At 71.6% G+C, this 15,322-nt stretch carries 11 protein-coding genes; 4 read left to right on the plus strand and 7 right to left on the minus strand.

Translation table 11 applies throughout. The annotated features are described in order from the left end of the window. Positions 1-54: 54 nt before the first annotated feature. The 4 genes from SYV04_RS07990 (at position 55) to SYV04_RS08005 (ending at position 7,520) form a co-directional block, all read left to right on the plus strand. On the plus strand, positions 55-948 hold the full coding sequence (locus SYV04_RS07990) for a S1C family serine protease (RefSeq protein ID WP_321545041.1): 894 nt from the start codon (positions 55-57) through the stop codon (positions 946-948). 33 nt (positions 949-981) lie between these two features. After that, the gene (locus tag SYV04_RS07995; RefSeq protein WP_321545042.1) at positions 982-1,893 is read left to right on the plus strand and encodes a S1C family serine protease; all 912 of its coding nucleotides are present in this window, start codon (positions 982-984) and stop codon (positions 1,891-1,893) included. Positions 1,894-2,230: 337 nt separating this feature from the next. Then, positions 2,231-5,842, plus strand: a complete 3,612-nt coding sequence (locus SYV04_RS08000) for an immunoglobulin-like domain-containing protein (RefSeq protein WP_321545043.1) — start codon at positions 2,231-2,233, stop codon at positions 5,840-5,842. A 70-nt stretch (positions 5,843-5,912) separates the two neighbouring features. Next, a complete protein-coding gene (locus SYV04_RS08005; RefSeq protein WP_321545044.1) occupies positions 5,913-7,520 on the plus strand; it encodes an OmpA family protein in 1,608 nt (535 codons plus the stop codon). Positions 7,521-7,548: 28 nt separating this feature from the next. Here SYV04_RS08005 and SYV04_RS08010 read toward each other — a convergent pair whose 3' ends face one another. From SYV04_RS08010 to SYV04_RS08040, 7 genes are all read right to left on the minus strand, one after another. Next, positions 7,549-7,788, minus strand: coding sequence for a hypothetical protein (locus SYV04_RS08010; protein WP_321545045.1), 240 nt, complete (start codon positions 7,786-7,788; stop codon positions 7,549-7,551). A gap of 194 nt (positions 7,789-7,982) precedes the next feature. After that, on the minus strand, positions 7,983-8,573 hold the full coding sequence (locus SYV04_RS08015; RefSeq protein WP_321545046.1) for a thioredoxin family protein: 591 nt from the start codon (positions 8,571-8,573) through the stop codon (positions 7,983-7,985). 92 nt (positions 8,574-8,665) lie between these two features. Next, a complete protein-coding gene (locus SYV04_RS08020) occupies positions 8,666-10,909 on the minus strand; it encodes a protein-disulfide reductase DsbD family protein (RefSeq protein ID WP_422723916.1) in 2,244 nt (747 codons plus the stop codon). Positions 10,910-11,082: 173 nt separating this feature from the next. Further along, a complete protein-coding gene (locus SYV04_RS08025) occupies positions 11,083-11,886 on the minus strand; it encodes a sigma-70 RNA polymerase sigma factor region 4 domain-containing protein (RefSeq protein ID WP_321545048.1) in 804 nt (267 codons plus the stop codon). Between the two features lie 5 nt (positions 11,887-11,891). Continuing rightward, a complete protein-coding gene (locus SYV04_RS08030; protein WP_321545049.1) occupies positions 11,892-13,136 on the minus strand; it encodes a vWA domain-containing protein in 1,245 nt (414 codons plus the stop codon). Between the two features lie 213 nt (positions 13,137-13,349). After that, positions 13,350-13,511: a hypothetical protein gene (locus tag SYV04_RS08035; protein ID WP_321545050.1), complete on the minus strand. Its 162-nt coding sequence runs from the start codon at positions 13,509-13,511 to the stop codon at positions 13,350-13,352. A gap of 257 nt (positions 13,512-13,768) precedes the next feature. After that, positions 13,769-15,124 (minus strand): hypothetical protein, encoded by a 1,356-nt coding sequence (locus tag SYV04_RS08040; protein WP_321545051.1) that lies wholly within the window; start codon positions 15,122-15,124, stop codon positions 13,769-13,771. Between the last annotated feature and the right edge of the window lie 198 nt (positions 15,125-15,322).

The following is a 15,322-nucleotide window of genomic DNA, read 5'->3' on the forward strand; positions in this document are numbered from 1 at the left end:
GCCGATGTGCCGATTTCCCGAGGCCTTTAGCTTCTTGGCCAGAAAGGAAACGCCATGTCCGAGCTCGCCTCCCTGTCCCAGTCCATCTCCTCCGTCGTCGAGCGCCTCGCCTCCAGCCTCGTCCGCGTGGAGGCCCGCCGCCGTGGCGGCGCCACCGGCATCATCTGGAGCGCCGACGGCCACATCCTCACCACCAGCCACGCCGTCGAGCACGAAGGCCACATCCAGGTCACCCTCCCCGACGGCCGCACCGTCAACGCCGAGCTCGTCGGCCGTGACTCCAGCACCGACCTCGCGCTCCTCAAGGCCGACGCCTCGGGCCTCACCCCGCTCGCCCCCGCCTCCCTCGACGGCGTGAAGGTGGGCCACCTGGTGCTCGCCCTCGGCCACCCCGGCCGCACCACCCGCGCCACCCTGGGCATCGTCAGCGCCCTCGGCGATGGCTGGCGCACCCACGCTGGTGGCCGCATCGACCGCTACCTGGAGACCGATGCGGACCTTCCCCCCGGCTTCTCCGGCGGCCCGCTGGTGGACGCCCAGGGGCGATTCCTGGGCCTGCTCACCGCCGCCTTCTCCCGCACCGCCGCCGTCGTCATCCCCGGCGAGACGCTCTCCCGCGTGGCCAACGCCCTGAAGGAGCACGGTGGCATCCGCCGTGGTTACCTCGGCGTCGGCGCCTACCCCGTGCGCATCCCCAAGCACCTGTCGGCCACCGCCGGCAGCGAGACGGGCCTCATCTTCCTCTCGGTGGACCCGGACGGCCCCGCCCAGCGCGCCGGGCTGCTCCTGGGAGATGTGCTGGTGCGCCTCGGCGACAACACGCTGGAGGGCGTGGAGGACCTGCTGGGCTTCCTGGGCGACGAGAAGGTGGGCACCACCGTCCAGGCCAAGGTGCTGCGCGCCGGCGAGGCGCGCGAGGTGTCCCTCACCATCGGCAAGCGCTCGTGAGCCGTCCCCCCGGCCAGAAAGGCACACCCCACCATGAAACTGCTCCAACAGTTCTCGGATGACCTCGAAGCCCTCGTGGCCCGCGCCTCGCCCGCCGTCGTCGGCGTGGAGCACGGGCGCGGCCACGGCACCGGCCTGTTCCTCACCCCGGACGGTTACGTCCTCACCAACCGCCACGTGGTGCGCCAGTCGCGAAAGATGACCGTGTCGCTCGCCAACGGCGAGGAGCTCAAGGCCACCCTCGTCGGCGGAGATGCTCCCACGGACCTCGCCGTGCTGCGCGCCGACGGCACCGACTTCCCCACCCTGCCGCTCGCCGACCCCAAGGACGTGCGCATGGGCCAGCTCGTGGTCGCCATCGGCAACCCGTTCCGGCTGGAGCAGTCGGCCACCCTGGGCGTGGTGAGCGCCATCAACCGCAGCCTCACCCTGCCCGACGGCACCGTGCTGGAAGGGATGCTCCAGACCGACGCCGCCATCAACCCCGGCAACTCGGGCGGCCCGCTGCTCAACACCCGCGGACAGGTGGTGGGGCTCAACACCCTGGTGCTGCCCTACGCCCAGGGCATCGGCTTCGCGGTGAGCGCCACCACGGCGGCCTGGGTGGCCAGCCTCCTCATCCAGCGCGGCAAGGTGGAGCGCCGCTACCTCGGCGTGGCCGCCCGCGCCGTGCTGCTCGAGCCCGCCCAGGCCCGCGACACCGGCCAGCCCCGAGGCGTGCTCATCCTCCAGGTGCAGCAGGGCACTCCGGCCGATGACGCCGGCCTGCAGCCCGAGGATCTGCTGCTGGGCATCAACCAGCACCCGGTGGGCAGCGTGGACGATGTGCAGCGGGTGATGGCCCTCTCGGGTGATCCCGAAGTGCGCCTGGAGGTGCTGCGAAAGGGCCGCCGCCGCCAGCTCTCGGCGCGCACCCGCTCGCGTGCCGAGCCAGTGGCCGCGTAGGTCCGCTTTTTAAAGGCTTGCAGACCTACCGAGCTTATGTAAAATTGCACCCACAACGGCGGTGTACCTCACCGCCACCAGGGCCTCCGGGAGTGGGGCAGGAAGCACCGATGACTCTGCTGGACACACCAACCCTTCGGAACCCCACGGGCTTTCGGCGGGTAGCGGTGTGTGGCAGGGCGCCACACTGCACAGTCCCGGCGCCACGAGGCGCCACTCCCCGGGGTGCATGAGTGCAGAAATTCCCGGGGGTTGGCGGCAGCGAAGCCCCGGCATCGAAGTTGCGAAACGCCCAGATATGACAAGCCAGCACAAAGCCATCTGGAAAGCGTTGGGGGTGCTGGTCGCTCTGGCGGTCAGCGCGTGTGGCGTGGAGTCGGGAGAGGCACAGCCCGAGGCGAGTCAAGCCCACGTGCGCAGCGTGCGCCAGGAGGCGCAGAGCACCCGCAAGGTGCTCGTGCTGGACAGCAGCGTGGCCGGCGGGGCGAGCCGCGAGGTGCAGGCCATCACCGACCTGGGCTTCGAGCCGGTCCCGGTCTCTCCGGCCGAGTGGGCCACGAAGAGCGCCGAAGAGTTCATGACGTACCGCGCCCTCGTCATCGGCGACGCGGCCTGTGAGACGGGCACGGCCGCGTTCCAGGCCGCCATCGACACGCGCGACGTGTGGGGCCGCATCATCGACGGCCGGGTCGTCATCATCGGCTCCGACCCGACCAGCAACAACACCCTGAATCTGGTGGAGAGCGCCATGGCGGTGGCGCTCGAGCGCCCCAAGCTCACGGGCATGTACATCGCCCTGGGCTGCGCCTACGCGGACGCGCCGGTCGGCACGGCGGTGCCGCTGCTGGAGCCGTTCGGCACCTTCGAGGTGGGCGGCACGGGCTGCGCCGACGCCGCGCACATCTTCGCCATGAGCCCGGACACGCTCTCGGCGCCGCTCTGGGACGAGGGGCTGGAGGGCGATGGCTGCGCGGCGCGCTCGGTGTTCACCCAGTACCCGGAGCGGGCCTTCGCGGCCGCGGCGCTGGGCATCAACTCCAGCGGCATTCCGGTGCCGGGGCAGCAGGACTACCTGGACTACAGCCTCGGAGCCCCCATCACCTTCTCGGGCGCGCCCTACATCCTGGTGTACGGCGCCATGGCGGTGGGCTCCGGGTGTGGCATGCCCGAGTCGCCCGCCGGTGAGGAGTGCGACCTGGGCGATCAGCTCAACGGCCAGCCCGCGCTGCCGGGCCAGCCGTCGGGCGATACGTGCTCCTTCACCTGCCGCAACCACTGGTGCGGCGATGGCGTGGTGGACTGGGACCAGGGCGAGCAGTGCGACAACGGCTTCCAGAACGGCCGCAGCCGCGACGCCGCGGGCAGCATCGGCGAGTGCTCCGCCTTCTGCACCGTGGCCCAGGCGCCCGTCAGCCACCCGCCCGTGGCCAACTGCCAGAACGTGACGCTGGTGGCGCGCAACGTGTGCGGCCTGAGCGCCTCCATCGACAATGGCTCCACGGACATCGACGGCGACCTGCTGGGCTGCACGCAGAGCCCCGCAGGCCCCTTCCCCATCGGCCAGACGCAGGTGACGCTCACCTGCGAGGACGAGGTCGGCAACGTCGCCTCGTGTACCGGCACGGTGACGGTGGAGGACCGCGTGGTGCCGACGCTGGCGCTGGTGGGCTCCAGCCCTCAACTGACGGAGTGCGGCGGGGAGTACACCGAGCAGGGCGCCACCGCGAGCGACCTGTGCTCGGGGGACCTGACGAGCGCCATCGTCATGAGCGGCACGGTGGACCCCACCCGGAAGGGCGTCTACACGCGCAACTATGACGTGACGGACTCGGCCGGCAACAGCCCGCCGACGCTGAAGCGGCAGGTGCGGGTAGCCGACACGCGGCCGCCGCGACTGCTGCTCAACGGCGAGCTCATCGCCGCCGTGGAGTGTGGCTCGGGGTACACGGACCTGGGCGCCACGGCGCATGACCAGTGCGCGGGCGACCTGACGGGCTCCATCGTGAAGACCGGCTCGGTGACGGCGACGGTGCCGGGCAGCTACACGCTGGGCTTCCGCGTGACGGACCCCGAGGGCCTGAGCACCGAGGCGCAGCGCCGGGTGGCGGTGACGGACACCCAGCCGCCCGTGCTGGAGCTCCAGGGCCCCAGCCAGCTGGGCGTGGAGTGCGGCGATGCGCTCGTGGATCCGGGCGCGAAGGCCAGCGACGTGTGCTTCGGGGATGTCACCTCGCGCATCACCTCGACGGGCAGCGTGGAGACGGGCGTGCCGGGCAGCTACACCCGCACTTATAAGGTGACGGACCCCCAGGGCCTGAGCGCGCAGCCGGTGCAGCGCACGGTGCAGGTGGACGACACGCGCAAGCCGGTCGTCACGATGAACGGCCCGCGCCAGCAGCAGCTGGAGTGCGGCAGCGGCCCGTTCGCGGACCCGGGCGCCACGGCCAGTGACGTGTGCGCCGGCACGCTGACGGCGGTGGCCAGCGGCACGGTGGACTCGCGCTCGCTGGGGACCCACTCGGTCCACTACAGCGCGACGGACCCCTCGGGCAACACGGGCACCACGGCGGATCCGCGCCTGGTGACGGTGGCCGACACGCTGCCCCCCTCGCTGCTGCTCCAGGGCCCGGCCTCCGCCAGCATCGAGTGCGGCACGCGCTACGAGGAGACGGGTGCCAAGGCGAGCGACCAGTGCGCGGGCGACGTGAGCGACCGCATCGTCATCTCCGGCAACGTGAACCCGGGCGCGGTGGGCAGCTACACGGTGAGCTACAGCGTGACGGACCCCTCGGGCAACGCGGCCAGCACCGCCCTGCGCACGGTGGCGGTGGCGGACTCGCTGCCGCCCACGCTGACGCTCCGGGGCGCGGCCGCGGCCAGCGTCGAGTGCGGCATGCCCTACGAGGAGTCGGGCGCCACGGCCACGGACCTGTGCGCCGGGGACGTGAGCAACCGCATCGTCATCTCCGGCGGCGTGGACCCGCGCGCGGTGGGCACCTACGCGGTGAGCTACAGCGTGACGGACCTCGCGGGCAACGCGGCCAGCACCGCCGTTCGCACGGTGGCGGTGGCCGACACGCTGCCGCCCACGCTGCTGCTCCAGGGCTCGGCCACCGCGCGCGTCGAGTGCGGCACCCGCTACGAGGAGGCGGGCGCCAAGGCGAGCGACCTGTGCAGCGGCGATGTGAGCGACCGCGTCGTCATCTCCGGCAACGTGGACCCCAGCGCGGTGGGCACCTACGCGGTGAGCTACAGCGTGACGGACCTCGCGGGCAACCGGACGAGCACCGCGCACCGCACGGTGGAGGTAGCCGACACGCTGCCGCCGCGGATTGCCTGCCCCGCGCCCATCGTCGCCGAGGCCATCGAAGGCAGCCTGGCCCCCATCAACCTCGGCACGGCGACGGCCACGGACTCGTGCGACCGCGAGGTGCGCGTGTCCAGCCCTCAGGGCACGCTGTTCGCCGCGGGCACCACGACGGTGACGTACACGGCGACGGATGCCTCGGGTAACCGCGCCAGCTGCACCTCGACCGTCACCGTGCAGGCCATCGCGCTGCCGGACACCTGGATTGTCCAGGCGCCGCCCGAGCAGACCGAGGACACGCGCGCCACGTTCGGGTTCGAGGCCTCCAAGCCGGACGTGACGTACGAGTGCAGCCTGGACGGGGTGGACTTCTTCCAGTGCGAGAAGCTCTCCACCTTCGAGGCGCTGGCCGAGGGCGCTCACGACATCCTCGTCCGCGCCCGCGACACCCGGGGCCTGGTGGATCCGACGCCCGCCTCCGCCAAGTGGATGGTGATGGCGAAGCGTCCCGAGCTGTGGGACGGTGCGCTCCTGGGCGGCGGCCATGGCGGCTGCGCGGCGACGGGCAGCGGGTCCGCGTCGCTGGCGATGCTGGGGTTGGTGTTGGTCTCGCTCCTGGAGGCCCGGAAGCGTCGGCGCTAGCCCGCTGTTCCTTTCGGCCATGGGGCGGGAATTCGGGGCCGCCCCTCCCCTTCTTCGAGCCTTTCACTCAATGCCTTCACGAAATCGCTCCCCACGCGCCTGGCTGCTCGCCCTCGCCGCGCTGCTCTGGGGTACCGCCGCCCTCGCTCAGTCGCAGGGCGTCCTTCCCTCCTTCGAGCTGGAGCGCCTGGAGCTCAACCCGGGCGGCATGGGCTCGCTCCTGGTGGGGACGGGCGAGCTGCTGCCGGACGGCGACTACCGGCTCTCGCTCACCAGCCACTACGAGAGCAACCCGCTGGTGCTCTTCCGCAACGGCTCGCGGCTGGGGGCCATGGTGGGCTACCGTGCCACGGCGCACCTGGGCGCCGCCTACGGACTCTGGGACCGGTTCGAGTTCGCGGCGCAGATCCCCGTGGTGCTCTCGCAGCGCGGGGACGATTTGACGCCGTACGGAGCCGGCATCCCCCGGCGAGGGCTGTCGCTGGGAACGCCCATGCTGGCGGCGCGCGTGAAGCTGCTCTCGGAGGCGGACAGCGACACGGTGGACCTCGCCTTCGGGGTGCAGGGCAGCCCCCGGCTGGGCAGCAATCAGGCCCTGGCGCGAGAGATGCGCGTGGCGCCCACCGTCATGGTGGGCCGGCGCCTCACGGACTCCCTGCGTGGCGCCTTCAGCGCGGGCGTCATGTGGCGGCCGCGCGTGGTGCTCACGCCGGACGAGAACATCCAGGACGAGCTGGGCCACGAGCTGCGCCTGGGCGCGGTGTTGGCCAGCATGGGCCGGCGCCTGCGCGGAGAGCTGGCCGTCACCGGCTCCATCCCCTTCCGGCGCGAGGGCTACTCCTTCGAGACGATGGGCGGGGCGCGGCTGCCGCTGACTCCGGCGGTCGAGGCCTACGCGATGGCGGGCTTGGGCTTTGGCAGCGCGCCGGGCACGCCGGACTACCGCGTGCTGCTGGGCGTGGCGTTCGGCAGGAGCGTGCCGGCCTGTGGGCCCGGCGGAGAGAATGATCCGCGCGTGTGCCCGGAGATGGACGGCGACGGGGACGGCGTGGCCAACGGCGACGACACCTGTCCGACGGAGAAGGGCCTGGTGGACGCGGGCGGCTGCGTGCCCAAGGACTGGGAAGGCCCGGTGCTGGCCGAGGAGCCCTCGGACTCGCTCGATGGGCAGGAGGTGACCGTGGCCCAGGGCACCGACGAGCCGGCGGTGGATACGGATGGGGACAGCCTGCTGGACTCGCAGGACTCGTGCCCGGACGAGGTGGGCCCTCCGGACAACATGGGCTGCCCGGTGTTCACCGAGCCGGTGGTGTCGCTGCAGAAGGACCGCATCAAGCTCACCGACACGGTGCACTTCGACTACGACCAGGCCACGATTCAGCCCCGCTCCTACTCGCTGCTCGACAAGGTGGCGCGCATCCTCGTGACGCACCCGGAGATCGTCCGGGTGACCATCGAGGGCCACACTTCGGACGAGGGCACCGCGAACTACAACCGCGGCCTGTCGCAGCGTCGCGCGGAGGCGGTGCGCGACTACCTCGCCGGCAAGGGCGTGACGCTCGAGCGCATGGAGCCCAAGGGCTTCGGCGAAGACCGGCCGGTGCAGTCGAACGCCACCGAGGCGGGGCGCATCGCCAACCGCCGCGTGGAGTTCATCACCCACCAGGACGGGCAGTAGCCCGCGCGCCCATCCTGGCCGGGTGGCCCTACTCCTTGCGGCCGCCCTTGTCGCTCACCGGAGGCGCGCTGCGCGGCACCGTGCCCTCCTGGGCGCCGTAGCCGCCAGTGCCCTTCTGGTGGATGCGCTCCTGGCCCACGTCCTCGTCGGCCACATCCAGGCGCGGCGCGTTCTCGTCCTGGTGCCTCGACTTCCTCTCGAGCTCCTCCGAGCCCTCCCTGTCCAAGCGCTCGTCACCCTTCACCGGGTTGCCCTTGTTGTCGGCCATGGTCCTGGCTCCTCTTTGGTAGTGCCGAGGACAAAGGTCCGAATGCCTTCCGCTCGCGGCAAGGCGCCCCGCCCATGCTCCTCCGGCCGTCCTGCCCTGGGGCGCTCCGGGGCCTCTCCGCTCTCTCTCTCCATGGGCAAAAGAAAAGGGCCCCCGCGCGATGCAGGGGCCCCGGAGACTGCCTGGCTGGTGGCTCAGCTCTTGTACTTCACGGAGCAGCCATACGGCTCGGTGGTGGAGGCCGGCACCGCCTTGCCTCCGAGCAGCGCGTCCACGGTCGTCTTCACGTGGTTGACGGCCGCCTTGTCGCTCTTGCCGCGCGGATCATCGTCGATGGCGCCCGCGTAGCGCAGCACGCCCTTCTCATCGATGACGTACATGTGCGGGGTGGTCTTCGCGCCATACGCGTGGCCGACCTTGCCCTCGGGGTCCTGGAGCACGGGGTAGGAGAAGCCCTTCTCCTTCTTCCACGCGGCGGACTTGTCCGGGGTGTTGCTGGCGGTGGAGTCGATGGCGAGCCACACGACCTTGTTGGCGTCGAAGCCCTTCAGGGTGTTCGACATGGTGGTGGCCTTGTAGTGGCGCTGGACGAAGGGGCAGCCCGGGTTGGTCCACTCGAGCACGACGAGCTTGCCCTTGTACTGCTCCAGCGAGTGCTCCTTGCCCGCCTCGTCCTTGAGCGTGAAAGCGGGGGCCTGCTTGCCCACCTCGGCGTCAGCGGCCAGCGCGGGAACGGCGGCTCCCAGCACTGTGGTGAGCGCGAGAGCGGTGAGGACAGACTTCATGGGGTCATCTCCTTCACTGCGAGGTTGAAACAAAGGGAGGGTCCTTCCCTCCCGGGGTGAAAGGTGCGGCGGCTGGGTCGTGTCAGCCGCGCTCAGGTGGCGTCGGCGCGCAGCCCGGAGGCTCGCTCCACGGCCTGGACGACGAGGTCGGCGGTGAGCAGCTCGGGAAGAACCTCCGGGCGGTCCGGAGCCGAGGGGTTGATGACAAGGTACATGGGCACACCGGCCCGGCCGTGCGCGGCGAGCTGGGCGGAGATGCGCGCGTCGCGGCGGGTCCAGTCCGCTACGAAGAAGGCGACGTTGTGGCGAGCGAAGGTGGCGCGCACGTCCTCGCGCGACAGCACGGTGCGCTCGTTGAACTTGCAGGTGAGGCACCAGTCGGCGGTGAAGTCGATGAAGACCGGCTGGCCAGCCTGGAGCGCCGCGGTCACGGCGGCCTCATCCCATGGCTGCGCGGAGACGGTGGAGACGCGAGCCGTCGCCGCCGACGCATCGAAGCGCAGGGCCATGCCCCCGGTCCCTGCCAGCACCGCGAGCGCGAGCGCCACGTTCACCCACCGCCGACGGCCCTCGGCGGCCTGCGCCAGCCCGTACAGCCACGCCCCCAGCGCCACGGCGACGAGGAACGCGAGCAGCCGCGCCATGCCATCCACCCCGGCCAGCCCGCCCACCACCCACACCAGCCACACGGCGGTGCCCAGCAGCGCGAAGCCCAGGAGCTGCTTGGCGCGCTCCATCCACGCGCCCGGCTTGGGCAGGCGCCGGGAGAGCCCGGGCACCATCACCAGCACGCAGAAGGGCAGCGCGAGCCCAAGGCCCAGCGCGGTGAAGATGACGAGCACCGTGGCGGGACCAGCCGCGAAGGCGAAGCCCACGGCGGTGCCCATGAGCGGCGCGGAGCACGGCGTGGCGAGCACCACGGCGAGCACGCCCTCGCCCACGCTGCGCATGACTCCGTGCGAGGCGTCCACCTTGCCGGCCAGCGCCGTGCCATCCAACCCGACGTGGAAGACGCCGAAGAGGTTGAGCGCGAAGGCGACCAGCACCGCGCACACGGCGGCGACGAAGAGGGGCTCCTGGAACTGGAAGCCCCAACCCACGCTGGTGCCACCGGCGCGCACCGCGAGCACCACGACGGCCAGCACCAGCATCGACCCGACGATTCCGCCGGTGTACGCCAGGGCATGGCGCCCCACGCGGCCTCGGTCCTCCTGGGCCAGGCGGGTGAAGCCGTACGCCTTGAGCGCCAGCACGGGGAAGACGCACGGCATGAGGTTGAGGATGGCCCCGCCCAGGAAAGCGAACAGCACCGCCAGCCCCAGGGACAGCGAGGACGCGGGTACCACGGGAGCGGCCACGGTCGCGGACCCGGGAGCCCCAGCGACAGGAGCGGCCGGCGAGGCCTTCGCGACGGGCGCGGCCACCGGTGCGCCCTCCACGGCGGCCAGGGGAAGATCCACCTCCAGCGCCTGATAGCCGGCCTGTGCGGTGCCCAGGCGCAGCACGCCCTTGAAGCGCGGCTCCTTCTCGGGCACGTCGGGCGCGGCCTCTCCCTTCAGCCCGAAGCGGCCCGAGGCCTCGTGCGTGAGGGCCATGCGAGCGATGCCTGGGATGCGCTCGGAGACGAAGAAGTCCGTCTCCACACCCGGAGGCACCTGCCCGTTCCGCGCCGAGACCGTGACGCGACCGGTGAAGGGTTGCCCGGTCTTCAAACTCTGCACGTCCAGCGCGAGCGCCACGTCGAGGCCCGCGGCTTCGGGCGTCCGGGGCACCTTCGCCTGGGAGGCATCGAAGGAGGCAGTGGCCGCCGCGTCGCTCACGGTCTGCGCGCCCACGGGCAGCTCGCGCGTGAGGACCATCTGCGCGGGGATGCACTCCACCTCGCACACCAGCGCGTCCACGGCGGCCGACAGCGTGAGGCTCCCGGAGGCCTGCTCGGAGGCGCGCGCCTCGGCGAACAGGAGCACCTCCTCCTTATATCCGTGGGTGACGATGAAGCCGTCGGAGGTGCGGAACGTGGAGGGGAAAGGCCAGCGCAGCTCGCCCACGGTGACGCCGGGCGTGTCCCACGACACGTCGGTGGAGAGGCCCGCGTCTCCGGGGTTCTTCCAGTAGATGTGCCAGCCGGGATCCATCTTGAAGCGCACGCCCACGCGGAACGCGTCTCCCGGCTTCACCTGGGAGGCGTCCACGAGCAGCGCCGCCTCCACGCGCATGTTGCCCTCGTCAGGCGCGCCCTGAGCCACCGCGGAAGAAGGCACCTCCGCCCAGGCCACCGCCGACAGCAGCAGCCCCAGGAGCACTCCCCCCCACCTCGATGACCGATGACACTTCATGCGCCTCCCGTTAACCCACCCGCCCGCCGCACGCCATTCTCTCCGTCCGGTCCCTCGCAACTCCCCAGGCGGGCAGGCATTCCCTGGAGCAGTTCGTGACACGCGGCGGGAGAAAGTTTCACCCTGCCGACACGCGAGCGTCCGGAAACAGTACGTGTCAGCAGCGGGCCCCGTTACCGGCTGCGTCCGCCAAACAGTTCCTCGAGGGCTTTGAGCTGGGTGCTGTTCGAGCGCCCTTCGAGCTCGGCGCGACAGACGGTCTTCAGCCGGGCGAGCACACGGTAGGCGGTGGCGCGGGCGATGCCCTGCTCGCGCGCCCAGTCCTCGACGTTGCCCTCGTCCACCAGCAGGTGGCGCAGCAACTCGCGCTCCTGGGGCTTGAGCACCTCCAGGAGCTGTCCCGCCAGGCGGCGCGCATCCATGCGCCGCCGCAGCGCCTCGGGCGGATCGAACCGGCCGGTGTCCTCGTGCCGGTCCTCGGACTCCACCTGGGCATAGCGGCGCAGCAGCTCGCGCACGGCCTCGGCGGACGTGGGCCAGCGCCCGAGCTCGGCCGCCTGCGCGCGCAGCGCCTCCTCCACGCGCTCGCGAGAGAAGCGCTCACCCTCGGTAAGGAGCACGGGCCAGGGCGCGGGCACCACGGGCGCGGCATGAGACATCCGCGCGAGCCCCTCGCGCACGTGCGGCCCGAGCGCGTGCGCGGCGGCGTGGCCCTCCTGCCCATCGGCCACCACCTGGCGGAAGCGGTGGCGCAGGGCGCGCAGCAGCGCCGCGTCATCCATCGCGAGCAGCTCGCGCCGGCGCGCGTCGTGGAGGATGTGGCGCTCGAAGAAGAGGCCCAGCAGACCATCCACCAGCTCTCCGGGAGCGGTGCCTGCCAGCAGCAGGCGCAGCGCGGAGAAGGCAGACTCGGAGAAAGCCCCACTGGCATCGAACTCCCTCAGCGCGGTGCGCACGCCGGCCAGCGAAGCGTCCATGGTCTCTAGTGCTCCACCTTCTTCTTGGGGTTGATGGGGATGCGGATCACCTGACTCACGGCGGTGCGCGCGCCCTCGGCCTTCGCGCGGCGCACCATGAGGGCGGGCAGCTCGGCCACGCGGCGCTCCACGGCGAGCCGCAGGTCCGCCAGGCGCTCCAGGTGGCGGCGCGCGGGCACCTCTTCGGCGGACAGACGCACCAGCTCGTGCAGCGCGGCCTCGGCCTCATTGAGCGCGCGCCCCGCCGACTCCACATCGCGCCGGGAGAGCGCCTTCCACGCGGAGCCCTCGGCGGCCACGAGGTCCAGCTCCACGCTCACCGCGCGCACCATCCGGCCCTGGGGGCTGTCGGGCAGCACGCGGGTCACGGGCACGGAGGGGCGGCGGGTGTCCCCGTTCTCGAGGAAGGAGGAGGTGACGGTGAGATTCCACTCCGCGGCGGACAGGCGCCCGGAGAAGAGCGCGCGGCGCAGACACGCCTGGGAGACGGCGCCGAGCAGCACGCTCATGGCATCGCCCTCGACGCGGGCGGGGTAGCGGTGGCGGCAGCGCAGCTCGGCGAAGCCGCTGGGCAGCACGTGGATGCGGGCCTCGGAGGCCACCTCGCCGAAGAGCTCGGTCACCATGGAGGCCACGGTGGTGGGCAGGGCCTCGGCGTCATCGGCGTGGGTGAAGCCGGTGCCGGAGGGGCCGGTGAGGGCCTCGAGAATCTCCGGCATGTAGTGGCGGCCCAGGCCGAGCGCGTGCAGGGAGACGCCGGACTCGGCCACCTTGGAGCCGAGCTGCCGGAAGTCGACGATGGCGTTGGGGCCCACGGAGGGCTCGCCATCGGTGAGCAGCAGCAGCTTGGGGCGCGCGCCGGGGACGAGCACGCGGCGCAGGGCGGCGGCGCCCAGGTCCACGGCCTCATGGAGCGCGGTGCCCGAGCCCGTCTCCAGGGAGGACAGGCGCTCGGCGAGCTCGGCCTTGGCGTCGGGCTCCATGGCGCGCACGGGGAGGATCTGCTCGGACATGCCATCGAAGGCGAGCAGGCCGATGTAGTCGCGCGGGCCAGCCTGGGCGACCAGGGCCTGGGCGGCCTCGACGGCGGCGACGAGGGGCGCGCCGCGCATGGAGGCGCTGCGATCGATGAGGAGATTGACGGCGACGGGAGCGCGGGGCGCGTCCGCATCGGCCTCCAGGGTGACGAGCAGATGGACCTCGCGGCCATGCTCCGTGTCACGCTCCATCGCCCAGGCCATCTGCTTCATGTGCTTCCCTCGGGGTGTAGGCCCATTGTGCCGTGTTCCTGAGAAAAGAAGACGGCAGCTCCGTGCTCCGTGTCTCACGCGACACGACACCTCAAGGATTCCAGGGGTTTGCGAAGGGGAACTCCCAAGAGGAGCTTCGACCCGACCCGCCACGTCCACTTCCTTGGACTTCGGATGCCCCCGCGCCGGCGCGAGCCGCGGGGGCACACGACACTATTCAGCGTCCCAGCCACCCCAGGCTTCTTCGCTATAGGTCCACTGCCGGCCTCCGGCGGTGACCGTCACGGCGAGCACCCCTTCGCTCTCACCGTCATCTCCCAGAACGACGAAGCCCAGTCCTTCATCGTCCGAGTACGTCGTGTCGTCGTGCCGCATGCTGCACCTCTCCGGGCGCTCCGCGACCACCTGGCGGGTAGACGGTGGAAACCCACTCGCCCCCCGGCGGGCGCCCCCCTGTTCGGTCGACGGAGGCCCGCCCCATGCGGTGCCCCCAATCACGCGTTGACCGATTTACGGCCAAGGTGGGCACGTGTCCGGCGGGTGTAAACCGGTTGAGAGGGCAGGTCCCAGGGCCCGTCGGGCAGCGCACGGCTGCCTGGCTGCTCCCGTCCAGTGACGGATGCTTGGCGGCCTCAGCAGCCGCAGTCGCAGTTGGGCAGGAAGCTGGCCGCGAGCGGAGCGCCGTCCTCGCGCACCAGCGCCACCCGCGAGGTGAACTCCTGGGTCCGCGTGAGCAGCTCCACCTGGCCATCGCCCTCCACGTCGAGCACCGCGACGATGTCCTCGCCGTTGACGATGCCGCCCACGGGAGTCTCCCGCCCGTCGCTTCCCAGGGCGACCACGCGCGACACAGTGGCCGCGTAGTCCGGCCCGCCACACTCGGTCATGCCCTCGCCCGTATGGAAGCGCGCGAGCCCCACCACCACCTGGCGACCGCTCGCGGAGTAGGAGCGCAGCTCCAGTTCCTGCCGCAGCGGTGTGCCCTGCTGCTGGGCATGGGCCTCGCCCTCCGCGCGAGCCTTGGCGAAGGCCGGCACGCCGCGAAGGGCCTCTTCCTGAGCCGCCTTCACCGGCTCGGGCAGCGCCTCCGAGCGAGTGAAGTACCGAGGCGCCGGGCTACCCTTGGGCAGGACGAAGGCGAGGGAGGGGTCATCCATGGCGCGGGTGCCCAGCAGGGAGCAGTCCAGCTCGGCCACGGGCCAGGCGTTGCCACAGCCCGGATCCGCTGGGGGCTCGGGCTGCTGGAAGTAGCCGAAGTGGGGAATGCCCCGGTTGAGCGAGCCGAAGCCCTTCACCCGGCAGCTCACCTGGATGGGGCCCTGCGCGTCGTACAGGTCGAAGGCCTCCCCCTGCTTGAAGGTGCCGGTGGGGTCCTCCTTCAAGGAGGCGAACCAGAAGCCCCGGTCCTCGCCCACCGGGCGCAGCTCGGCGCCCGGAGTGTCCTGAGGCTCATGGGTCAGCAGGACGAAGGTTCGCTTCCCGCGCACATCCAGGAACCGAGGCCCCACGGAGCCCGCCGGAGCCTGGGCGAGCGCCTCGCGGGCCTGGGCCTGCTCGCGGCAGTCCGCCTCGCGCCGCTCCCGGTCCTTGGCCAGGGCGCCGGCGTTCTTCAGATAGTTGTCGATTCCCGCCCCATCCAGGCGCTGGGCCAGGGCGAGCGCCGCGTCCCTGTCCGCGAAAGCCCCTGCCACCACCACCTCCAGACACGGGCGCAGCGAGGCGAACGGGGTGGTGGACAGGCGCCGGGCCTCCGAGCCCAGGCCGGCCGCGCGCAGCTTCTCGAGGACGGGCTCGCCCTCGCCGGGAGTAGGCGAGGAGTGAACAATGACGAGGTACTGCTGGGCGAAGCGAGCCTCGGGGGAAGCGGGCTTCGAGGGGGCGGGCGAGGGAGCGCTGGCCGAAGAGGCGGGAGCCGCGCCGCCACACCCCTTCACCGAGCCGCAGCCTGCAAGCGCTACCAGCGCCAGAAGGGACAACCGGGAGTCCATGCAGCGGGCTTTACCACGGGCCGCTGGCCACTCCACGCCGGAGGGGGATGGCCGCCCGCGTGCCAGGCACACACGCGGTGTTGGGTCCTGTCGCATGAAACGCCAGAGCGCTTGATTCGCGAATCACCCCTGTTAGGTTTGGATCCTGCCTTGCCGCATCGCGGCAAGTGAAGCCCACCCGTCGTCCAGGCTTCCGAG

The sequence above is a fragment of the Hyalangium ruber genome, from assembly GCF_034259325.1.
Lineage (GTDB): Bacteria > Myxococcota > Myxococcia > Myxococcales > Myxococcaceae > Hyalangium_A > Hyalangium_A rubrum.